The sequence below is a fragment of the Lamprocystis purpurea DSM 4197 genome (assembly GCF_000379525.1).
In the GTDB taxonomy this organism is placed as follows: Bacteria; Pseudomonadota; Gammaproteobacteria; order Chromatiales; family Chromatiaceae; genus Thiodictyon; species Thiodictyon purpureum.
In genome coordinates this window covers 1-20,556 of the sequence record NZ_KB902561.1, presented here as the reverse complement: position 1 = coordinate 20,556, position 20,556 = coordinate 1, and the positions used below count along the sequence as shown (strand labels likewise).

Genomic DNA, 20,556 nt, shown 5'->3' with positions numbered 1-20,556 from the left:
CTAAGAGGACATCCGGCACAGCAGATGCTTATGTCCTATAATGTAACTAGTGGAAAAATTTTGAGGGCTGTCCATCCAACCACGGAGGAGACGATGATAATCCATGAAATTTCGGATGATTTCTGGTGCAAGGTTGAACCCTTGTTGGCTCCCTTTAAGCGAACAAAATCCGGTGGCAGTCCGCCCCGTGATTTCCGCAGCATCTTGAACGGCATCTTCTACGTCCTGAAAACGGGCTGCCAGTGGCATTTTTTGCCGCCGTGCTATGGTTCGAAAAGTGCCGTCCACGAGCACTTTCAGCGCTGGGCGCACGCCGGCGTGTTTGCGGAGATTTTCCGCTTGTATGCTCAGGAGTATCACGCACTGAAGGGCATTCAGTGGGAGTGGCAGGCGATGGATGGGACCTTGCTGCAAGCCCCCGTCCGTGGCCAACCGGTGTGTCTGGCCGAGGAGGGGCTGGGGCGAAATCCGACGGACCGGGGGCGCAGCGGCAGCAAACTCCATCTACACGTCGAGCAACAGGGGGTCCCCTTGGCGATCGAGTTGGTCGGCGCGAACGTGCATGACAGTCGGTTGGTGTCCCCGACGTTGGCATTGGATGTGTTGCCGCGGCCCGCGCCGACCACCGAACACCCCCAACATCTGTGCTTGGACAAAGGTTACGACTACGCCCGGGTCGACACGGAAGTCGCGGAGAAGGCTTATGTGCCGCACATTCGCCGGATTGGCGAAGAGAAAACGACCGCGGGCGCGACCACCCAACCGGCGCGGCGCTGGGTCGTCGAGCGCACGATCGCTTGGTTGAAAGGATTTCGGGCGATTCGTACCCGCTACACGTGTTTGGGCGTGAATTTTAGGGCGTTGGTTGATTTGGCCTGTGCGCTGATTCTATCCGGGAAACTTGAAGCCGCGTGTTCGTAGATGCAAGCATATTGTGTGCCGGATATCCTCTAAGTCCATCCACCGTGCGGGCGGATGGTTTATCCTAAGAAGCGCAGTCAGCGATCAGCATTTCGCTCTGATTGACCATTGATCTCCGCTTCGCCTGCCCGACCAGGAAGGTGGTCGTGCCCCGCGCCAAAACCGCTCCCAACGCCTTATTCTAACGCAAGCTGACCACTGCCCAACCCTAACCCCAATTCCGGAGCACACCACGATGTCCACCACCAACCACCCCGACCGTTTCACCCTTGCCGGCCAGGAATACAGCTCGCGCCTGCTGGTCGGCACCGGAAAATACAAGGACATGGAGCAGACCGCCCTGGCCATCGAAGCGAGCGGGGCGGAGATCGTCACCATCGCCGTGCGCCGCACCAACATCGGCCAGACCCCGGGTGAGCCCAACATCCTGGACGTGCTGCCGCCCGAGCGCTACACCATCCTGCCCAACACGGCCGGTTGCTATGACGCCGAGACCGCGGTGCGCACCTGCCGGCTGGCGCGGGAACTGCTGGACGGTCACAATCTCTGCAAGCTCGAGGTGCTGGGCGACGAGAAGACCCTGTTCCCGGATGTGGTCGCCACCCTGGCGGCGGCGGCTGTGCTCGTCAAGGACGGGTTCGACGTGATGGTCTATACCAACGATGACCCGATTATCGCCAAGCGTCTGGAGGAGATTGGCTGCGTGGCGGTGATGCCGCTGGCGGCCCCGATCGGCTCCGGACTGGGGATTCGCAACCCGCTGAATATCCGTACCATCGTCGAGAATGCCAAAATTCCGGTCCTGGTCGATGCGGGCGTCGGCACCGCTTCCGACGCCGCGGTGGCAATGGAGCTGGGTTGCGACGGGGTGCTGATGAACACGGCCATCGCCGCCGCACAGCACCCGGTGCTCATGGCCAGCGCTATGCGCAAGGCGATCGAGGCCGGGCGCGAGGCTTATCTCGCCGGCCGCATGCCCCGCAAGCGCTTTGCCTCGGCCTCGTCGCCGATCGACGGATTGTTTTTCTAGCATCGCGGTCGGTTGCCGGGCCGACCACGACCTCATCACCCCATCAGCGGCGTTTGCGGACGTCCGAGACCGAACGATGAAAAACGCGGTGATCCTGTTGAGCGGCGGTCTGGATTCGACGACCGCGCTGGCCATTGCCAAGGCCGAGGGCTTCGCCCCCTACGCCCTGTCGTTCCGCTACGGCCAGCGGCACGCGGTGGAACTGGCGTCCGCCGCGCGGGTCGCGCAGGCGTTGGGGGTGGTTGAGCATGTGATCGCCGATATCGACCTGCGCCGGTTCGGCGGTTCCGCGCTCACCGCGGACATTGCGGTACCCAAGGCGCGCAGCCTGGGGTCGATCGGCGAGGGCATCCCGATCACCTATGTGCCGGCGCGCAACACCGTGTTCCTGTCCTTCGCGCTGGCCTGGGCGGAAGTGCTGGGGGCGAGTGATCTCTTTATCGGAGTCAATGCGCTGGACTACTCCGGTTACCCGGACTGCCGCCCCGAGTACATCGCGGCCTACGAGCGCATGGCCAACCTGGCCACCGCGGCCGGGGTCGCGGGGCGCCAGCGGCTGCGCATTCACACGCCGCTGATCCACCTGACCAAGGCGCAGATCGTCGCGCGGGGCTTGGCGCTCGGTGTCGATTATGCGCTGACCAGCAGTTGCTATGATCCAGGGGAGGACGGACGCCCCTGCGGTGAGTGTGACTCGTGCCAACTGCGGGCCAAGGGGTTTGCGCAGGCGGGAGTCGCCGATCCGCTGCTCGCCCGGTTTGCCGCGGCGCACCGATCTCAGTAGGTCTTGGGCTGAAAGTCGTCTGGAACATCCAGTGCGAAGATCTGATCGTGAATGCGCGCGACATAGAAGCCGGCGCGCAGGACCCGCTCGCGCATCTCCGCCGACATGTCCACCGCGGCCAGGATGCCGTGGAGACGTTTGTCGTTGTCGTTGTCGTAATCGTAATCGGAACGATTCAGATTGGACATGAGCAGCCCGATGCCGATCGGGTTTCGATTCCCGACACACCCTGGGCATAAGAAGCCGCCAAGCCTCTGAAATGTTTCGATCACCGCGCCTAGGACTAACGAACCGTTGCGCTGCTGACAAAGCTCGGAGAGCGAAACGACGCGGTGCGAGCGCATCCTCGCGGGTATCATAAACTCGATTACGACAACGACAACGATGGTGTTTAAGTTGTTGTCGACTCGTTACCTATCCATTATCCACTATCCACTAACCACTCCCTCATGTTCGAACACCTCTTCCACCTCGCCGCGGCCCCCTTCGAGGCCGCCCGGCGCGTCGCCATTCTTCCCGCCGGACACCGTGCCCGGCGTCTGCATGGGCATAGTTTCACCGCCCGCGTGCGCGTCCTGCTGCCGGCTGGTTGGGCGCCCTTTCCGGGTGGCGAGACCGCCGCGCTGGCGCGGACGCTGCAGGCGTGCGTGGCCGAACTCGACTATCGCGATCTGAACGAACAGTTGCCGATCCCCACGGATGAGAACCTGGCCCGCTGGGTCCGCCGGCACCTGGCCGTGCCGGGCATCGCGTCGGTGGGCATCCGCAGCACGCGTGATCAGGGGGCGGATCTGGACGCCGCGGAGCATGCACACCTGTGGCACCGCTTCCGCTTCGAAGCAGCCCACCGTCTGCCCCGGGTCCCGGCGGGTCATCCGTGCGGGCGGATGCACGGCCACGGCTTCGAGGTCATCCTGCACGCCGACCAGGATCTCGCCGGCCAGGCCATGGGGGTGGATTTCGATCAACTCGCCGCCGCGTGGGCGCCGCTGCATGAGCAACTGCACCTGGCCTGCCTCAATGACCTCGCCGGTTTGGAGAACCCCACCAGCGAACTGCTTGCGCACTGGTTATGGCAGCGCATCAAGCCCGGTCTGCCGCCGCTGTCCTGGATCACTGTTTACGAAACCGCCACCGCCGGTTGTCACTATGACGGCAGTTGCTACCGCATCTGGAAGGAGCAGCGCTTCGAAGGTGCCTTGCAGCTCATGAGCGCTCCCGCGACTGATCCACGGCGCCGCCTGCACGGTCACAGCTATCTCCTGCGCCTGCATTTGAGCGCGCCCCTGGATCAGGTCATGGGCTGGACGGTCGACTATGGCGACGTCAAGACGCTGTTCAAGCCCGTTTACGAGCGCCTCGATCATCATCGGCTCAACGACCTGCCGTACCTGCGCGATGCGGACCCCGCGAGCATCCTGCTGTGGCTGCGCGAAGCAGCGGCCGCGCGTCTGCCCCAACTCGACCGCATCGATCTGCATGAGACCCCCGGCTGCGGGGCTAGTCTGTGTTGGGGGGCGTTGGCGCCTGCTTTGCCCACATGAGCTACGCGGTCAAGGAGATCTTCTACACACTCCAGGGCGAGGGCGCCAACACCGGGCGCCCGGCCGTCTTCTGCCGCTTCGCGGGTTGCAACCTGTGGTCCGGGCGTGAACCGGACCGCGCCCGGGCGATCTGCACTTTTTGTGACACCGACTTTCGGGGAATGGATGGGCCCGGCGGCGGCCGCTATCCGGACGCGGAGCGGCTGGCCGAGCGGGTGCGCGCCGCCTGGACTGCCGCGCCGGATCCCCGATCCCGTCCGCTGGTCGTCTGCACCGGCGGCGAACCCCTGCTGCAACTGGACAAGCCGCTGATCGACGCGTTGCATGTCCGTGGTTTCGCGGTCGCCTGCGAGACCAACGGCACTTGCCCGGCCCCGTCCGGCATCGACTGGGTGTGCGTCAGCCCCAAGGCCGCGGCGCCCCTGGTACTGACCGCCGGCCACGAGTTGAAGCTCGTCTACCCGCAAGCGGCAGCGCCGCCCGAACGCTTCATCGGGTTGGATTTTCAGCATTTCTTCCTGCAGCCCATGGACGGTCCGCGACTGACCGCCCATACCGAACAGGCTATCGCCTACTGCAAGGCCCATCCGCTCTGGCGACTGAGTCTGCAGACGCACAAGCTGTTGGGTATTCCGTGATTTACCATCACCGGGTCGATTTCGATCAATCCGGGACCCGTGGGTTCAGGCCGTCTCCCAGGCGACCCGATCCCGGCCATCGCGTTTGACCTGAAACACCAGATCGTCGACCCGCTTGAGCCACTGGTCCAGGGTCTCCGCGGGGCGGTACTGGGCCACCCCGAAACTTGCGGTGACCGGCCCAATCCCGGAGTCGGTCAGGGTGTGTAGTCCGATCCGGAGAAACTCCGCCAAGGCCGCTGCCTGGGCCAGGGTGGTCTCGGGCAGCAGGATCATGAATTCCTCCCCGCCCCAGCGCGCCAGGATGTCGGTGTGGCGCAGGCGCTCGCGCACTTGCGCCGCGACCGCGGTGAGTACCGCATCGCCCTGATCGTGACCGCGGGTGTCGTTGATCGCCTTGAACCCGTCGAGGTCGAACATGATCAGCGCGACCGGCCGACCATGGCGGCGGGCGCGCCGCGCCTCGATCTCCATCGTTTCCATCAGATGACGCCGGTTGAAGACCCCGGTGAGCGGGTCGGTGACGGCGAGTCGCCGCAGTTCCTCTTCCAGCAGTTTGCGCGTGCTGATGTCCTGATGGGTGCCGCAGACCCGCAGCGGTCGCCCCGCCAAGTCGCGCCCGATGACCTTGCCGCGCGAGGAGACCCAGACCCAGTGGCCGCTCTGATGGCGCAGGCGATACTCGCTGCGAAAAATGGGCCGGCGATCCTCGATCAGGTCCGCAAAGGCCGCCCGCAGCGCGGGTAGATCGTCCGGATGCACCAGGGCTTCCCATGTGGCGCGATTGGGCGGGGTCTGGTCCAACCGGCAGCCCAGAATGCGCCCCCAGCGCGCGTTACCCACCAGGGTATCGCTGGTCACCAGCCAATCCCACATTCCGAGGTCGCCGCCATCCAGGGCCAGGCGCAGCCGCTCCTCGCTCTCGCGCAGGGCCGCCTCCGCACTAGCGCGGGCGCGCTGTTCCGCTGCTTCCCGCAGACAGCGCCGAATGGCGGGGACCAGCCGCAGGAAGTGGTCCTTGAGCACGAAATCACCGACCCCGCGGCGCAGCAAATCGATCGCCCGCTCCTCACCCACGGCACCTGAGACCAGGATGATCGGCACGCCCGGCCGATACCGGCGGATCAGTTCGAGCGTGGGATCGAAGTCCATGCCCGGCACGAAATAATCGGCCAGGACGGCATCCCAGGTGGCGGCCGAGAGCGCCGCCTCCAACTCCCTGGTGCTTGCCACCCGCGTGCAGGCCGCCGCCATCCCCTGTTTGCGCAGCTGCCGGGTCAGCAGCAGAAAATCCGCCGGATCGTCCTCGATCACCAGCAGTTTGAGCGGCGTATTCGTGGTAATTTTTTCGTGCTCATGGGTCCGGTCGTTCATTGAGTGACGGCCGTGCGACCGTCCTGCTCAGGACCCGGGCTGATGTTCGGGGTCGAAGGCCAATGATACCGAGTTGATGCAGTAGCGCAGTCCGGTCGGGCGGGGTCCGTCGGGGAAGACATGACCGAGGTGGGCACCGCAGCGGTTGCAGTGGACCTCGGTGCGCTGCATCCCGTGGCTCGCATCCACGGTGGTGCCGACCGCCTCGGGTTGCGCGGGCTGCCAAAAACTTGGCCAGCCGCTGCCGGAGTCGTACTTCTGCGCGGAGTCGAACAGCACCTCTGCGCAGCAACTGCAGCGGTAGCGGCCATCCTCCTTGGTCGCATAGTATTGGCCGGTAAACGCCGGCTCGGTACCCTGCTCGCGGCAGACACGGTATTGCTCAGGTGTCAGTTGCGCCCGCCAGTCGTCCGCGGTCTTGTGGATCTTCTCGTTGTGCTCGCTCATGGGAACCTCAGCGTCGTTGGATGGCCGGGACAGATGGTCAAGCAGGATGGGTGATGGGCCGCGCGGCCGTCGGTGCGCCGACCGGCGCGCCTGCGGCGGTCCATTGGCCGGAACACCGGTCCCGTCCCGTCATCCTCTCATGTGGGTACGAGGTAAAAAATTGTGAAGAAAATCGATCCTAACCGCGGGGACGCTCGACTGCCGGCGCCTGGGTCCGTAAGATCATCTTAGGTTTCCTGCATCAGGAGCGGCTCTTCACTGCCGATTCAGACCGGGCGGGAATCGCCGCGGACCTGGCGGCGCTCCATCAATATCTGGACCTGTTGCTGCCGGACGGAACATGAACGATCGGGAATCAAGCGTCGGTGCGCGGCTCTTCGTCGGTTTTCAGCGCGTGCTGCCCCAGCACCTGCTGTCGCTCCTGATGTACCGCTTTGCGCGCATCGAGTGGGTGCCGCTCAAGAACCTGATGATTCGTGCCTATGTGCGCCTGGTCGGGGTCGACCTGAGTGCGGCGGCACAGCCCGAGCCGACGGCCTACCCGCACCTCAATGCCTTTTTCACGCGTGCGCTGCGCCCCGATGCCCGACCGCTCGATCCGGACCCACGGGCGGTGCTCTCACCAGTGGACGGTACCATCAGTCAGTTCGGCACCATCACCGACGGCCGGATCATCCAGGCCAAGGGCCTCGACTATTCGGTGCGCGATCTCCTGGGCGGGCGGGGGGAAGCGCATCACCTGTTCGACGGCGGCCGCTTCGCGACCATCTACCTCTCGCCCCGCGACTACCACCGGATTCACATGCCCCTGGCCGGGGAACTGGCCGAGATGACCTACTTCGGCGGGCGCCTGTTCAGTGTCAACCAGGCCACCGCCGCCCAGGTACCGGGGCTGTTCGCCCGCAATGAACGGGTCCTGTGTCTGTTCGGCACTGAACTCGGGCCGCTGGCGGTGGTGTTGGTGGGAGCGATCTTCGTGGGCGGCATCGAGACCGTCTGGGAGGGGGAGGTCGCACCCGCCCTGCCGGGTCTGCGCAGCCGACGCTGGCACTATACCGGGGCGACGGCGCGGGTGCATCTTGACCGCGGCGAGGAACTGGGACGCTTCAACCTGGGCTCTACGGTGATTCTGCTGTTTCCCGCCGATACCCTGACCTGGGACCCGGCGCTGATGCCCGGTCAGACGGTGCGGCTGGGTCAGCGTATCGGCACCTGCAACTGATCCCCCTGCCGCCGGGGCGGCGCGTCGGTGTCGTCGACCGCGGGCGGTTCCGGGTGACCGCCGCCAAGGGGCTGACTGAACCCGCCCGGTTTTGCTGTATCCTCTCGTCCATGAACGCACCATTCACCGAATTTCACCTGCCTGAGCCATTGCTGCGCGGACTCGATAAAGCGGGTTTCGACACGCCGACCCCGGTCCAGGCACAGGTCATCCCGCTGGTTCAGGAGGGTCTGGATCTGCTGGTGTCCGCGGCCACCGGCTCCGGCAAGACCGCGGCCTTTCTGCTGCCGATGATGCAGCACTTCCTGGACCATCCGGCTCCCCGGAGCGCGACCCGTGCCCTGATCCTGGTGCCCACCCGGGAGCTGGCGCGGCAAATCCAGATCCATTTCATGAACCTGGCGAGCTTCACCCGGCTCAGCACCGGCGTGATCATGGGCGGTGAGCGGCGCGACCGCCAGATCGCCACCCTGCGCCGCAATCCCGATATCCTGGTCGCCACACCGGGGCGGTTGCTGGAATACATCGAAAGCGGCACCGGGGTGGCGGATCTCGCCGATCTTGAGTATCTGGTCCTGGACGAGGCCGACCGGATGCTCGATCTGGGTTTCGCCGACGACGTGCTGGCCATCATCGAGCGAACCAACGCGGCGCGTCAGTCGCTGCTGTTCTCCGCTACCCTGAACCATCGCGGCCTCGGCGCCATCACCGACCGGCTGCTCCGTGACCCGCGGGTGGTGGTCGTCAATCCGGTGCGCGAGCAGCATCCGGACATCAGCCACCAGGTCATCCTGAGCGATGACACCGAGCACAAACAGCGCCAGTTGCTGTGGCTGCTCCAGAACGAGCCGGCCGCCAAGACCCTGGTCTTCGTCAATACCCGCGAGCGTACCACGAGTCTGTGCGGATTCCTTCAGGGTCAGGGCCAGCGGGTGGGCGCGCTCCACGGCGAGCTCGATCAGCGCGAACGCAACCGCATCATGGGGTTGCTGCACGGCGGCCAGATCAGCGTCCTGATCGCCACCGACGTGGCGGCGCGGGGGCTGGACATCCCCGGGCTGGATCTGGTGGTGAACTTCGAGCTGGCGCGCAGCGGCGACGATTATCTGCACCGCACCGGCCGTACCGGGCGCGCGGGTGAGAAGGGCCGGGCCATCGCACTGGTTGGTTCCAAGGAATGGAACCGCATGGAGAGCATCGAGCGTTACCTCAACCTCAGTTTCGAGGCCAGGGCCATCCCGGGATTGAAGGCTGACTTTACCGGGCCGACCAAGCGCAAGGGACCGAGCAAGGGCAAGCCCAAGCCCAAATCCAAGCCCGGCGCCGCGGTGGTTGCCAAGCCCAAAGAGAAGGTCCGGGAGCGCGAACGCAAGAACATCGGCAAACGGCGGGCGCCAACGGGCGGCGTGCCAATTGATGCGGGCTTTGCACCGCCGCGCGGCAAGCTGCCTGACGGCGGCTAGCCTGAGTCGCGCCGGCGCTCTATGGACATCGGCCCGATCGTCGTCTTCGCCGGCTCCTACTTCCCGGCCTGGATCCCCAGCGTTTTGTTGGGCATGGTCGTGGCCGCGGTCACTTACGGCCTGCTCCTGAAAGTTGGTCTGGCGCAGTCGATACCGCTCCCCGGTTTGTTCTACACGCTCCTCTGCGGCCTCGCGGCCATGAGCCTCTGGGCCTTGTTGTTCTCCCGGACCCTGGCCTGACATGAGCGAGCAGGCCGTTGCCGCTGACCCCGACGGTGCCGCCCCGGCAGCGCCATCCGCGTCCACCGCGGTTGGCGACGGCCCCGCACCGAGCCCTTCCGGCCCGCCACCGAGCGGTGCCCGACCCGTGCATTTCTTGGCCGATCGCGGTCCCCTGCTGCGCACCGTCCTGGGTCGCCTGCTGTTCGTCGCGGTCGCGGTCGCGACCCTCATCGTCGGTTACCGCCTGGCCGCGAACCTGGCGCTGTCTCCGCGCACCACCGATGCCGAGATCGACGCCGATATCGTCCGCGTCTCAGCGCCCGTGGCCGGCCGCCTGGTGGAGTTGGCGGTCGCCGAGAATCAATCGGTCACGGCCGGACAGTTGTTGTTTCGCATCGATCCCGAGACCTATCGGCTGCAACTGGAATTGGCTCAGGCTGAGCTCGCGGTGGTCGAAGGCAGCCTCGCCGACCAACGGCGCCTGCGTGAATCGGAGCGTGCCAATGCCGCGGTGGCGCAGGACGAGGTGAGTCGCGCCCAAACCAATCTGGACCTGGCAACGCGCTCACTGGAACGGCTTCAGCCGATGGAGGCGGCCGGTTATGTGTCCCGGCAGACCCTCGACGAGGCGCGCACGGCGGTGAGCGACGCCGCCGTCTCGCTGCGTCAGGCACTGGGTGCCTCCAAGGCGGCCCGCAACGAAATCCAGACCACGCTCGCACTGGAGGCGCAGGTTCGCGCTAACCTGACCCTGGTGGCCATCGCCCGCCGCGCGCTCGAACAGACCGAAGTACAGGCACCGGTCGCGGGTAAGGTGGTCGGGCTGAAGATCGCCGAGGGTGAGAACCTGGTGCCCGGTGTTCCCCTGTTCACCCTTATCGACAGCGCGAGCTGGGTCGCCAACGGGCTCTTCCCCGAGACCGTGCTGGCCGGTATCCAGGTGGGTGACAGCGCCGACGTCTTCGTCATGATCGACCAGCGTGTCCGCATCGCGGGAACGGTCGACGGCATCGGCTGGGGGGTCGTCTCCGATGACGAGATCGCGGCTTTCGGCGGTCTGCCCTATGTGGCGCGCACGCTGAACTGGGTGCAGGTTGCGGCCCGCTTTCCGGTGCGCATTCGGCTGCACGCGCCGCCGGAGCCCTTGATGCGTATCGGCGCCTCAGCGGTCGTGATCCTGCATGAGCAGCAACGCGCACGCTGAGTTGCGGCAGCGCCCCGCGGCGCCTTCCGGCGGCGCGGTGTTGGCGTTGCTCAGACGCGAACTGGCGCCCTTTCCCGGCCGCCTCGACCGGGCGCTGCGCATCACCCTGCTCTGTGTCGTGACGGTCATCGTCTGCATGGCCTTCCACGTCCAAGAGGCCGCGCTGGCCGCCTACCTGATTTTCTTTGTCAGCAAGGACGATGCCGGTTCCAGCGCCATCGAAGGCTTCGCGCTGATCATCGTCGTGATCGTCGCCGTCGCGCTCGCGTTCGTCGTCACGGCCGCCACGGCCGGCACGCCCCTGTTGCGGGTCCTCACCATGGCCGCTTTGGTCTACGGCGGGATGTTTCTGTCCAGGACCTCCAAGTCGGGCCCCCTGGCCAGCTCACTGGCCATGGTCCTGGCGATGGCGCTCACGGCCCCGGACCTGGTCGGCTATCCGGAATTGATCACCCATGCCTTTCTGTGGATGATCCCGATGGTGGTGGTGCCGATGGGCCTGCTGATCCTGCTCAATCTGCTGGCTGGACGCGATCCCGTGCGACTCTATCAAGACACCCTGCGGCGGCGGTTCGCGGCGGCGGCGGCCCTGCTCGCATCCCCTGGGCCGTCGAGCCGCGGCGACCTGCTCGCGGCCATGCGTGCCGGCGACGGCGATACCGCGACCTTCAACAAGATGGCGCGGCTGTTGCGCCGGCTGCCGGAACCGGCGCTGGCCGGCCTGGAGGCGCTCGAACGGCTCTCCATGCGGTTGCTGACCGCGCTGGCCGTGATGCCGGCCGGCGCGCTGAGCGCGCCGGCCTGGGCGCGGCCGCGACTGAGCGCCATGCGGGCCGCCCTCGATCACCGCGACCGCGGTGCGGCGCGGCCCGCGGCGGACGTCCCGCTGGTCGCGGCATCGGCCGCCGACCGCAGTGCCGACGCCGCCGGACAGGAGGTCGATCGGGTACTCGCCGAGCTGGCCCAAGTCACCGCCGGCGACCCCGCTGCCGTCGCACGCGCGCGCGGCGAAACCCCGCCGCGGGAGCGCGAATCGTTCTTTGTCGCCGATGCCTACAGCAATCCGGAGCACGCCCGTTTCGCGCTCAAGACCACCCTGGCGGTGATGCTGTGCTATCTGTTCTATGTCAGCTTTGACTGGCCCGGCATCCACACCTGTGTCATCACCTGTTTCTACGTGGCATTGAGCTCGGTCGCCGAGACGCTGCACAAACTCACGCTGCGCCTCATCGGCTGTTTCATCGGCGCGGTACTCAGCTATGCGGTCATCATTTTCGGCTTTCCGCACATGCACTCGGTTGGCGACCTGGCCCTGGTCATTGCGCCCCTGTCTTTCGTCGCCGCCTGGATCGCCATCGGCAGCGAGCGTCTGTCCTACATCGGCCTGCAACTCGCGCTCTGCTTCTTTCTGGCGACCCTGCACGGCTTTGGTCCCTCATTCGATCTGACGATCGCCAGGGACCGGATCATCGGGGTCGTCATCGGCAATCTCGCTATCGCCGTCCTGTTCGTCTCGCTCTGGCCGGTCAGTGCCGAGGGCAAGGTCCGTGGGCATTTCCGTGCGGCACTCGAGTGCGTCCGCGACCTGCTGAGCGCATCTGCCGGGCGCGCCGCCATTGCCCGCGTCGGTGATCGCTTCAACACCGAGTTGAGCGCTGCCGCTTCGACCCTGGATCTGCTGAACTTCGAGCCGCGGCGGATCCGGCCGCGACCCGAGCGAAAAGCCGCCGCGCGCCAGTTGCCGGCGCTGTGCGAGACACTCTATCTGACCGCGGCCATGCTGGCACAGCAGCGGGTGGTCGACGACGGCAGGCCGGCGCTGCCGGATGCGGTCGTGGATACACTGCGCCGCTGCGATCAGGCGCGCGCCGACACCCTGACCGACTTTCTCGACTGGATGCGGGTGAACGCGGCAGCGGGGCAGGGGGCGTCATCGGGCGATGATCCGTCCGCAATGGGTGCCGATCCGCCCTTGCACCCGCGCTCCGGCAACGCCGCGGCGCCGTTCCCCGACCGGACCAGCCTGCCGGATCGCGCCGGGCCCGACCTCATCCATCTGCTCGACGAACGGGAGCGACTCTATCGAACATTCGATGCACTGCTCGCCGACCTGTTCGCGGAGGCGCGCCATGCCCGCTGAACGCACCGCTGGCACCGCGGCCGGACTGCTGTTGACTCTCGTTCTGCTGACCGGTTGCGGCGGCACCGCGCCGGTGGCCGGGCCGACGACACCGGACCAGCCCTGGGTCTTGCCGGACGCCGTGCGGGCCGATGTCAAGATCGCGTTGGCGCGTTCCGGCGATCAAGAGGTGCCCGATCGGGCAGCCGCCGGGAACCGCGTCGACCCGAACCGCGACTACGCGCTCAGCGAGCTGATCGACATCGCGCAGCGGCACAACCCGGCGACCCGCGTGGCCTGGGAGGAGGCCCACCAGGCGGCGCTGGCCACCGGGACCGCGCGCAGCACCTTGCTGCCGCGACTGGCCGCCAGTGTCGTCGGCGGCTATCAGCGGCTGTCGACACCGGTCACCCTGCCGTTGGTCGGCACCAGGACGCTGACGGCCGACGTGCAGGAAATCATCCCGATCCTGACCGTGGAATGGCTGTTGTTCGACTTCGGCGAACGGGCGGCCGCGGTCGAGGCCAGCCGCCAGCTGGCGACCGTGGCCAATGTGCAGTTCAACCAGATGCACCAGCAGATCGTCTTCGACGTCAGTCGGGCCTTTCATGCCGGCACGGCGGCCGAGCACAAAGCGGCCGCCGCCCGCCGCGCGCTCGCCGCCGCCCGGCAGATCCTGGCCGCCGCCGAGACCCGTGAGCGCCAGGGTCTCGACACCCGGATCGAGATCGCCCAAGCGCGGTTGCAGTTGGCCCAGACCGACTTATCGCTGGTGCAGGCGCAGGGCGAGGCCGCCACCGCGCGCGTGGCGTTGAACGCCGCGCTGGGCTTGCCCTACAGCACCCGGATCCGGCTGCGCGATCCCGGCGAGCGCTTGCCGGCGGCGGCGATCGACAGCCTGGATCAGGTGATCGAACGCGCGCTGGTCGAACGCCCGGACATCATCGCCGGCGTGGCGCAACTGCGGGCCGCGGAGGCCGGCGAACGCGTGGCTGCCGCCGGTTATTGGCCCAAAGTGGGGCTCATCGGCGCCCTCTCGACCGACTACAACCAATTCAGCTTCAACGGCGGCAGCACCTTCGGCACGCCCGTGCAGCAAACCGGCGTGCTGATCGGCGTCACCCTGCCCCTGTATCAAGGCGGCCTGCGCGACAGCACGCTGCGCAGTGCGCGCTCGCGCGTCACGGCGGCGCAAGCCGCGGTGGCCGGCACCCGCGGTGCCGCCGCCGCGGAGATCGCCGCCGCCTACGAGGCGCTGCGCACCAGCCTGGCCGCGCATCAGGCCGCCGACGCGCTGGTCGCCGCGGCCGGCGTCACCGCCGCGGCCGCGCGCAAAGGACTGGACCTGGGGCTCGCCGACCTGACCACGGCGATCGCCGCTGAAAAGGATTTGCTCGAGGCCGAAGAGGCACGTGCCGATACCCGTCGCGATGCTTTCGACGCTGCCGCTGCGCTGGCCTTCGTCACCGCCGCGTTGCCCGCGGATGCACCGCGTCCGGACCCGGCGGCGAAGCTGCAGATTTGAACCGATCGATCACCGCACCGTCCTCCCGTTCATCGTCGACCGGCTGGCGCGGCACATCAGGGGCGTGACGGTGATCGGCGCCGGTCAGCGGGTCGCTGGGCGGCACCCGGTGCGAGTCGCCGGTGCTGATCGATGCCGAGGTGCGCGCGTCCGAGTAGGTGAATCCCCGGATAGTCGCGGTCGCGTGCCGCGCGTAAGGTTTCGGCTCGACCCGGTTATCAGTTATCGGGCGCAGACGACAACCAATGGCGGACCCGCGCTCCACACGCGTGGACACAGGTTGCAACAATCTCAATCGAGGAAAAGTCTCATGTCTTCAGTACAAACGGCCAGCCGGACAGAGAAGCACGGCGGCAATGGCGGATATCTCCAGTCGGTGATCGAGCCGGACCTTCAAACCACGGATGATCAGTCCCTGGATGATCCGCTGTCGCAGGCGATCAGCGCCGCCGCGTATTATCGTGCCGAGGCGCGCGGCTTTGAGCCGGGACATGAGCTGGAGGATTGGATCGAGGCCGAGCGCGAAGTCGCCGCGGCACATCAGTCCGGCACATCGCAATAGCTGAGATCCAGATACCCGGCCGCCGCTTTGCGGTGGCTGAAATTCCAGGCCGTGATCCAATCATAGCTCAACCGATACCAGAACCGCTGCACTCCGGCGTAAGCCACAGCAGTTCCAAATTTGGGTGGCCGCCGCCAACAGCGTGCCGGCCGCGAGGCTGATGGTGGATGCGCTGCGCTTATCCACCCTACAAAACCGGCTCGCTGTAGGGTGGATAAGGCGCGCCGCTCGGTGTCAGGTGCCCGGCACGGCGGTCGCGTGCGCCGCATCCACCAGGGATCGCGCGATGCCGCCCAAATTTGGAATTGCTGCGTAAGCCAGGGGATCGTCATAAGGCAGGGCCGTGCCGATGATGACCACCGGCTCGCCCGGCGGGGTGGATGACCGTACCAGACGGAAGTGCGTCTGTGGGTCCTCTTCCAGCACGATGGAAGCCAGATAGACATGGTCGTAGATGTAGCGCGAGACCAGTCGACGGCGCGGGTCCGGATCGTTGAAGAAGGTCTCCCAGCGCGCCACCGCCTCCGGGTGGGCGGGCCGCGCGGCGGCTTGCCGCTCCGGTTCGGTCGGACCCGGTGCGCCGGCACCGATCCAGCGTGTCAGGGTGTCGAAGTCCTGACCATCGAGCGCGGGTAGTCCGAACGGCATCCCCTGTGCCGGGTTCTGCGCCAGTTGGGCGTCGAGCGCGGCGACAGTGGACGGGCACCCGTAGGCGTAGCGCCCGGCATAGACCGGGGCCAGGGCTTCGCGTGAGAAACCCGGCTGATTGAACGCGCTGCCCGCGGCCAGCACCCGATGCATCAGCGAGCCGTTCAGGTTCCCCGTGCTGGGACGGTTCTTCAGTCAGCACCGGATAGAAGCCCAGTGCGCGCCATCCGGCGAGGGTGCCCACGGCATCCATGTCGGTGCGTGGATAGTCCACGAGGTGAGCCGCGTAGGGATTGAGCGCGAAGGCGCCGCGCTGCGCGCCCGCGAAGGAGTCCAGCTTCAGGTTGCAGGGCGAACCCAGGCACCCATGGCAGGCGATACAGCGTCGATCGAAGATCGGCTGGATGTCCTGTCCATAGTGCGGCGTTGCGGGAGACTGCGACTCGGCGGTCGGGGGCTCGGTCGGGGGTGTTGGGGCCGTGCCGGCCAGTGTCGGCGCGCTGCCGATCAGCGCGGCCAGCAGGATCGCGGAAAGCCAGGCGAATCGACGGGTAGACATGGTTTGCTCCGCTTGGGACCGGTTTGGAGGGCCGACATCCTGGGGCCTTGATTTTCGGCCTGGGCAGTGGTGCGCAGTTCCGTCTTCGGACAGTGCGTTGGCCAAGCGGGTCAAGCGCTGCTGGCCGTCGACGACCCATCAGCCGTCTTCAAACTGTCGCGCCGGGATGTGCAGCTCGCCCAAGTGAATGGTGGCCTGCGGTGCCGGCCGAATCCACAACAGCAGGTTTCCGATGGGATAGCCCTTGACGATACTATCGAACAGCCGGCGCACATCCTCCCACTGCCAACGCAGCGGCCTCTGAAACTCAGGGATGCGGATAGGCCTTGATCATAAATCCGCCCAAGACCTGATGAACAGTGCGGACTTTCGCACGCAAGACCATGTTCTGTAACGGGGCGGCAACTCCGGGGCCGAGCGAGGTGGGCGGATTTATGATCAAGGCCTGCGGATACGTCCCCGAGTTCAGGCGAGTCTGCTTCGACGCCCACTACCCATGAAGCAAGCGATCATATTCTTCGTGGGTGCCGATCCAGACTCAGACATAACCGCTTTCGTCTTCCATGGCGAGCGCTCGATGATCACGGCCTACCCGAGCAGACCAGAGTTTTCCAACTTTCTTAAAGCGCAATGACGGGTGACGCGGGTTCTCCTTGAGGATCTCGTAGTTCCTGCGGGCAATTTCCTGGATCGGCAGCGGCAACGCATAGAAGCGATTCCAGAAACGCGCGGTCGTTTTATGCTTCACAGGTCGCCTAGATTCCCTGCTCTTTTCTCTTCAAGGGCTTCTTCGATAAGGAAATCAAGCTTTCCAGCGTCAGAATCGCGTTCGATTTCTTCGTCCCAAGACTGCCAGTCACGCTCGGACAACCAGTGTGATAGCTTCATGTACTCCCGGTGCGGCAAGGCCTCGATCTCTGATTTGAGTTCTTCAAATGTTTTCATGCGGGAAACCTCATTTGCTCTCGGGGGTTTTGGTCAAAGAAACTCTTGAAGAACCCAGGCTGACTCAACGAATCAGGATGCGAATTCGCTTCCCCATCAGCGCCAAACGCGGTAACCGAATCTGAAGGGCGCTGCGGATCAATAACTGCGAACAGATCTGCGGGATAGAGGTAGGGCTTCCCTTTATCATTCAATACTCTAAGATCACCTGCTTCTTTCAATCTTGTAAATCGTTAATCCTGTCAAGAACTTTCGGAACAGATCAGGTTCGCGATCGGAACCATAATCAAAGCTTGTCGATGTTAGGAGCCGAACGCAGCGATATATACAAAATAACTGTCGCTGTGTTTGCCGCCGGTGCTCGCATGGTATGTGCCATCTCGCTTTTCATGATGATATCTTTTGTACGTAGCTGATTTCTTGTCCCCAACCAACTTGGCAAAAATTTCTTTCTCCAAAGAGATGGCCTTGTCCTTATCTAATCCAACCTCTAGCACAAAGAAGAAAGGGAAACCGCGTGATTTATAGTCTTTCCGACGAGAATTGACGTTGCATGTGATCCCTACCAAATATTGATCCAGTCACCGCCTCGCCGCTCCACACTTGGTATCCTATCATTCGTGAGCCGTCGAAAAAGCCTAGTCCCTGCCGGACAATCCGTCAACCGGTAAAGTCGAGGTCCGTGCGTTTCGGAACAGCGAGGCAAAAATAATCCACGAAACAGACGTAAGCACCGGAGCGACCGACGGATGCTTTCAGGCGCCGAGCATAACGATGGGGCGACTGAAGTCGCCCCTACAGTTGCTCCGGCCTTGATCATCGTTCCGGCCAGCTTTGGGGCGGAAAGTGATCCACAGATGAACACGGATGTGTTTCTTAATCTGTGTACATCTGTGACATCTGTGGATAATTCCGGGCGGTCACTTTGACCGGAACCGGGATCAGGGCCGTCGCCCCTACGGGTCTTGCAGGCATGCACAGTCGGGATGTCTAATCCTGGGAATCGTCTTGGCCGAACAAGGGCCGTGCAGACGCGAGGTCGACCGGTAAAGCTTCGACCTCCGGTCTTCTTGCGGCCGAAACGATGATCTAAGGCCCGGCTGGTTCATGGTCGGCTGGATAGAATAGCCGCGTACAACGAGGATATCTCAATGACAAGAACCGATGCGAATCTGAATCTGCAAGCGATTTATGGTTCACCCAGTCAAGCGGGCTTCGGCAGCGCGGTGTTCTGTGACCGCGTGGCGCGGGCGGAAGACCTGGATGCCGCGGCCCTGAAGTATTACCGCCATTTCGTTGGAGCGCACTGGGAGCAATTTGGCGAGGATGCCTGGATGTCGGGCTGGAAACCGATCTATGGACGTCAAGCCGTTGACCAGCCGGCTATTCTAACCGAGTTACGGGGCATCACCGAGCGGGATGCACGAGCGTCGGTCGAGTTGCTGCTGGATACCATCGACGATCCCGCGGCCGGGCAGAAGGCGCTGTCGGCCGTCTACGACGACGCCGCCGTGGAGAACCTGCAGGTGTACACTCTGGGTGACGGTGCGGCGATGTCGGGGTTGCTGATTGCCGGGCGAGATCGCGGCGGGGACGCGACTTTTCTGGTCTTTCTGCTCGATTGAGCGGCGATCTCGTCAGGAAATTCCTGACGCGGATACCCTGGTATTGCTGGAACGCCGAACAGGCTTTACCATGGCGCGCCCTGATGATCACCGAAGGTTTTACTGGACCATGAGATCGCCTGCGCTCGTGTTGCTTTGTTGTCTCGTCGCGGCCTGGCCGGTCCTGGCCGCCGACGGCATTCGCACTGAACGGGTCCACTTCAAGGCCGGGTCGACCGGTGCCACGGTCACCGGCCGGTTGCACGGCAACCAGGACGTCGATTACCTGCTCGGGGCCAAGGCCGGGCAGCACATGAGCGTGCAGTTGCACTCGGATAACCCTCAGAACTATTTCAATATCCTGCCTCCGGGGTCGGAGGAGGCGCTTTTTGTCGGGAGCAGCTCCGGCGGCCGCTTCGATGGCACGCTGCCCGATACCGGCGACTACCGGATTCGGGTCTATCTGATGCGGGCCGCGGCGCGCCGCGGCGAACAGGCCAACTACAGTCTCAAAGTCCAGATCGGCGGCGGACATCCTCAGTCGGCGGCCCCCAAGCACGACTTCGCTGACAGTCTCGCCGGCGGACCGGATTTTTGGGAGGTCAGCGGTGTGGCCGCCGGTGATGCGCTCAATCTGCGGCGCGAGCCTACCAGCAAGGCGGGGGTGATCGTGGCGATGCGCAACGGCACCGTGCTGCGCAATCACGGCTGCGAGATGCATGGGGGCCAGCGGTGGTGTCAGGTGTCCATGCGCGATGATCCGCAGCGCCGCGGCTGGGTTGCGGGGCATTATCTGCGCGAGTCGTCACAGTGATTCCTCGTCCATTCATCATTAGATGTCACAGATGAACACAGATTCAGACCGCGCCCGGATCGGTGCGCGGCACGGCTCATGGTCATCGCTCCGGCCAACCGGATGGACGCGACTTGTAGGGTGCGGTGAGGAACGAACCGCACCGCACCGCGGACAGGTGGTGCGGCTCGCTTGCCCACCGCACCCTACAAGAGACTTGGTTGCCGGAACGATGATCAAGGCCGTTCAGGCTAACGGCCATGGACGCGTGTAGGATGGGCAGAGCGAAAGCGATGCCCATCCGGCGACTGAGGTGCTTGATGATGGGCATCGCTCTCGCTCTGCCCATCTTACCGAAAGGCCCGGCCCAAACAAACCGCACCAGTTCCAATCACACCCAATGATCGGAACCCGTTTGGACTTACCGCCTCTGATGGGTTAGGCCCCCGAATCGAAACCCGTGTTGTTGGGAGCATACCGCATGTCCACAGTCGTTGTTTCCTCCAATGGGCGGATCGCCTTGCCCGCGGAATTACGCAGGCGTCTCGGATTGGGCGTCGGCGCCCGGATCGAGGTGTCCGAGGAGCCCGACGGGTTGCGCCTGCGCATCCTGCACCCCCAGTCCGCGGACGACCTTGCGGCCCTCGCCGGGATCGTCAGGGCGCCATCGCGCGGGGCGCCGCGTTCTCTGGATGACTTCGATCCGGCTTCGCTGCTGGCGCGCGGGCAGGGGCGGGCAGGGTGAAGTCGCTCGATACCAATGTACTTGCGCGATTCTTCATCGACGATCCGGACGATGCACAGGCCGCCCGGCAGTGGCCGGCGGCGGTCGCCGCCATGTCCGGACGATTCCGACGACCGTGTCTTTCCGGCAAGCCTGCATGAAATCCCGTCTCTAGCCCAGTAGCCTGGGAGCCCCGTATGTCGTCATCTGGAGGCTCCACCGCATGTC

At 64.9% G+C, this 20,556-nt stretch carries 23 protein-coding genes; 15 read left to right on the top strand and 8 right to left on the bottom strand.

The features are described from left to right. From A39O_RS0129795 to queC, 3 genes are all read left to right on the top strand, one after another. A partial coding sequence (locus tag A39O_RS0129795) for an IS5 family transposase (RefSeq protein ID WP_211211738.1) occupies positions 1-921 on the top strand: 921 nt, incomplete at its 5' end. Between the two features lie 235 nt (positions 922-1,156). Next, on the top strand, positions 1,157-1,951 hold the full coding sequence (locus A39O_RS0129790; RefSeq protein ID WP_020508304.1) for a thiazole synthase: 795 nt from the start codon (positions 1,157-1,159) through the stop codon (positions 1,949-1,951). Between the two features lie 76 nt (positions 1,952-2,027). Then, entirely contained in the window at positions 2,028-2,735 is a 708-nt protein-coding gene (gene queC / locus A39O_RS0129785; protein ID WP_020508303.1) for a 7-cyano-7-deazaguanine synthase QueC, read from the top strand. Here the strand turns inward: queC and A39O_RS0129780 are convergent. Then, entirely contained in the window at positions 2,729-2,923 is a 195-nt protein-coding gene (locus A39O_RS0129780; protein ID WP_020508302.1) for a hypothetical protein, read from the bottom strand. The two genes, queC and A39O_RS0129780, sit on opposite strands and share 7 nt — an antisense overlap. A 261-nt stretch (positions 2,924-3,184) precedes the next feature. Here A39O_RS0129780 and A39O_RS0129775 point away from each other — a divergent pair, with 261 nt between their 5' ends. Together A39O_RS0129775 and queE are read left to right on the top strand one after the other, a co-directional pair. Beyond that, a complete protein-coding gene (locus A39O_RS0129775) occupies positions 3,185-4,279 on the top strand; it encodes a 6-carboxytetrahydropterin synthase (protein WP_020508301.1) in 1,095 nt (364 codons plus the stop codon). Next, positions 4,276-4,917, top strand: coding sequence for a 7-carboxy-7-deazaguanine synthase (queE, locus tag A39O_RS0129770; RefSeq protein ID WP_020508300.1), 642 nt, complete (start codon positions 4,276-4,278; stop codon positions 4,915-4,917). Before A39O_RS0129775 ends, queE begins: the two co-directional genes overlap by 4 nt. 45 nt (positions 4,918-4,962) lie before the next feature. Here queE and A39O_RS35805 read toward each other — a convergent pair whose 3' ends face one another. Further along, the gene (locus A39O_RS35805) at positions 4,963-6,291 is read right to left on the bottom strand and encodes a GGDEF domain-containing response regulator (protein ID WP_020508299.1); all 1,329 of its coding nucleotides are present in this window, start codon (positions 6,289-6,291) and stop codon (positions 4,963-4,965) included. A 27-nt stretch (positions 6,292-6,318) separates the two neighbouring features. Continuing rightward, positions 6,319-6,738, bottom strand: coding sequence for a peptide-methionine (R)-S-oxide reductase MsrB (gene msrB, locus A39O_RS0129760; protein WP_020508298.1), 420 nt, complete (start codon positions 6,736-6,738; stop codon positions 6,319-6,321). Between the two features lie 340 nt (positions 6,739-7,078). Here msrB and asd point away from each other — a divergent pair, with 340 nt between their 5' ends. From asd to A39O_RS42420, 7 genes are all read left to right on the top strand, one after another. Then, positions 7,079-7,960: an archaetidylserine decarboxylase gene (gene asd / locus A39O_RS0129755; RefSeq protein WP_020508297.1), complete on the top strand. Its 882-nt coding sequence runs from the start codon at positions 7,079-7,081 to the stop codon at positions 7,958-7,960. 110 nt (positions 7,961-8,070) lie between these two features. Continuing rightward, a complete protein-coding gene (locus A39O_RS0129750; RefSeq protein WP_020508296.1) occupies positions 8,071-9,423 on the top strand; it encodes a DEAD/DEAH box helicase in 1,353 nt (450 codons plus the stop codon). A gap of 21 nt (positions 9,424-9,444) precedes the next feature. Then, a complete protein-coding gene (locus A39O_RS0129745) occupies positions 9,445-9,663 on the top strand; it encodes a YtcA family lipoprotein (RefSeq protein ID WP_020508295.1) in 219 nt (72 codons plus the stop codon). Position 9,664: 1 nt separating this feature from the next. After that, entirely contained in the window at positions 9,665-10,849 is a 1,185-nt protein-coding gene (gene mdtN, locus A39O_RS0129740; RefSeq protein ID WP_051088914.1) for a multidrug transporter subunit MdtN, read from the top strand. Beyond that, positions 10,827-12,989, top strand: a complete 2,163-nt coding sequence (locus A39O_RS0129735) for an FUSC family protein (RefSeq protein WP_020508293.1) — start codon at positions 10,827-10,829, stop codon at positions 12,987-12,989. Before mdtN ends, A39O_RS0129735 begins: the two co-directional genes overlap by 23 nt. Beyond that, positions 12,979-14,493 (top strand): TolC family protein, encoded by a 1,515-nt coding sequence (locus A39O_RS35800; RefSeq protein ID WP_020508292.1) that lies wholly within the window; start codon positions 12,979-12,981, stop codon positions 14,491-14,493. The genes A39O_RS0129735 and A39O_RS35800 overlap by 11 nt, the downstream gene beginning before the upstream one ends. Positions 14,494-14,803: 310 nt before the next feature. After that, complete coding sequence (locus A39O_RS42420; protein ID WP_020508291.1) at positions 14,804-15,055, top strand: DUF2934 domain-containing protein; 252 nt, start codon at positions 14,804-14,806, stop codon at positions 15,053-15,055. On the opposite strand, the gene A39O_RS43335 is transcribed toward A39O_RS42420, so the two are convergent. From A39O_RS43335 to A39O_RS0129695, 5 genes are all read right to left on the bottom strand, one after another. Next, on the bottom strand, positions 15,034-15,162 hold the full coding sequence (locus A39O_RS43335; protein WP_281170118.1) for a hypothetical protein: 129 nt from the start codon (positions 15,160-15,162) through the stop codon (positions 15,034-15,036). The two genes, A39O_RS42420 and A39O_RS43335, sit on opposite strands and share 22 nt — an antisense overlap. Positions 15,163-15,289: 127 nt before the next feature. After that, entirely contained in the window at positions 15,290-15,871 is a 582-nt protein-coding gene (locus tag A39O_RS0129710) for a fatty acid cis/trans isomerase (protein ID WP_281170119.1), read from the bottom strand. A 529-nt stretch (positions 15,872-16,400) separates the two neighbouring features. Then, positions 16,401-16,577 carry a DUF262 domain-containing protein gene (locus tag A39O_RS43760; protein ID WP_407635669.1) on the bottom strand — a complete coding sequence of 59 codons (177 nt, stop codon included), beginning with the start codon at positions 16,575-16,577 and terminating at the stop codon, positions 16,401-16,403. Positions 16,578-16,800: 223 nt separating this feature from the next. Next, positions 16,801-17,010 (bottom strand): hypothetical protein, encoded by a 210-nt coding sequence (locus tag A39O_RS39700; RefSeq protein ID WP_083924979.1) that lies wholly within the window; start codon positions 17,008-17,010, stop codon positions 16,801-16,803. Further along, the gene (locus A39O_RS0129695) at positions 17,007-17,207 is read right to left on the bottom strand and encodes a hypothetical protein (RefSeq protein WP_020508286.1); all 201 of its coding nucleotides are present in this window, start codon (positions 17,205-17,207) and stop codon (positions 17,007-17,009) included. The genes A39O_RS39700 and A39O_RS0129695 overlap by 4 nt, the downstream gene beginning before the upstream one ends. A gap of 1,151 nt (positions 17,208-18,358) precedes the next feature. Here A39O_RS0129695 and A39O_RS0129690 point away from each other — a divergent pair. The 3 genes from A39O_RS0129690 (at position 18,359) to A39O_RS0129680 (ending at position 20,349) form a co-directional block, all read left to right on the top strand. Continuing rightward, entirely contained in the window at positions 18,359-18,832 is a 474-nt protein-coding gene (locus A39O_RS0129690) for a hypothetical protein (RefSeq protein WP_020508285.1), read from the top strand. A gap of 109 nt (positions 18,833-18,941) precedes the next feature. Continuing rightward, positions 18,942-19,625: an SH3 domain-containing protein gene (locus tag A39O_RS39695; RefSeq protein WP_020508284.1), complete on the top strand. Its 684-nt coding sequence runs from the start codon at positions 18,942-18,944 to the stop codon at positions 19,623-19,625. A 460-nt stretch (positions 19,626-20,085) separates the two neighbouring features. Further along, on the top strand, positions 20,086-20,349 hold the full coding sequence (locus A39O_RS0129680; protein ID WP_083924978.1) for an AbrB/MazE/SpoVT family DNA-binding domain-containing protein: 264 nt from the start codon (positions 20,086-20,088) through the stop codon (positions 20,347-20,349). Positions 20,350-20,556: the final 207 nt, after the last annotated feature.

Excerpts from the sequence above, each read along its gene's own strand:
- A39O_RS0129790 (WP_020508304.1), top strand. The coding sequence starts at position 1,157 with ATGTCCACCACCAACCACCCCGACCGTTTCACCCTTGCCGGCCAGGAA.
- A39O_RS35800 (WP_020508292.1), top strand. The coding sequence starts at position 12,979 with ATGCCCGCTGAACGCACCGCTGGCACCGCGGCCGGACTGCTGTTGACT.
- A39O_RS39695 (WP_020508284.1), top strand. The coding sequence starts at position 18,942 with ATGAGATCGCCTGCGCTCGTGTTGCTTTGTTGTCTCGTCGCGGCCTGG.
- A39O_RS0129695 (WP_020508286.1), bottom strand. The coding sequence starts at position 17,207 with ATGAAAACATTTGAAGAACTCAAATCAGAGATCGAGGCCTTGCCGCAC.
- A39O_RS42420 (WP_020508291.1), top strand. The coding sequence starts at position 14,804 with ATGTCTTCAGTACAAACGGCCAGCCGGACAGAGAAGCACGGCGGCAAT.
- A39O_RS0129750 (WP_020508296.1), top strand. The coding sequence starts at position 8,071 with ATGAACGCACCATTCACCGAATTTCACCTGCCTGAGCCATTGCTGCGC.
- A39O_RS0129780 (WP_020508302.1), bottom strand. The coding sequence starts at position 2,923 with ATGTCCAATCTGAATCGTTCCGATTACGATTACGACAACGACAACGAC.
- queC (WP_020508303.1), top strand. The coding sequence starts at position 2,028 with ATGAAAAACGCGGTGATCCTGTTGAGCGGCGGTCTGGATTCGACGACC.
- A39O_RS0129680 (WP_083924978.1), top strand. The coding sequence starts at position 20,086 with ATGTCCACAGTCGTTGTTTCCTCCAATGGGCGGATCGCCTTGCCCGCG.
- A39O_RS35805 (WP_020508299.1), bottom strand. The coding sequence starts at position 6,291 with ATGAACGACCGGACCCATGAGCACGAAAAAATTACCACGAATACGCCG.
- msrB (WP_020508298.1), bottom strand. The coding sequence starts at position 6,738 with ATGAGCGAGCACAACGAGAAGATCCACAAGACCGCGGACGACTGGCGG.
- queE (WP_020508300.1), top strand. The coding sequence starts at position 4,276 with ATGAGCTACGCGGTCAAGGAGATCTTCTACACACTCCAGGGCGAGGGC.
- mdtN (WP_051088914.1), top strand. The coding sequence starts at position 9,665 with ATGAGCGAGCAGGCCGTTGCCGCTGACCCCGACGGTGCCGCCCCGGCA.
- A39O_RS0129775 (WP_020508301.1), top strand. The coding sequence starts at position 3,185 with ATGTTCGAACACCTCTTCCACCTCGCCGCGGCCCCCTTCGAGGCCGCC.
- asd (WP_020508297.1), top strand. The coding sequence starts at position 7,079 with ATGAACGATCGGGAATCAAGCGTCGGTGCGCGGCTCTTCGTCGGTTTT.
- A39O_RS0129745 (WP_020508295.1), top strand. The coding sequence starts at position 9,445 with ATGGACATCGGCCCGATCGTCGTCTTCGCCGGCTCCTACTTCCCGGCC.
- A39O_RS0129690 (WP_020508285.1), top strand. The coding sequence starts at position 18,359 with ATGACAAGAACCGATGCGAATCTGAATCTGCAAGCGATTTATGGTTCA.
- A39O_RS0129735 (WP_020508293.1), top strand. The coding sequence starts at position 10,827 with ATGAGCAGCAACGCGCACGCTGAGTTGCGGCAGCGCCCCGCGGCGCCT.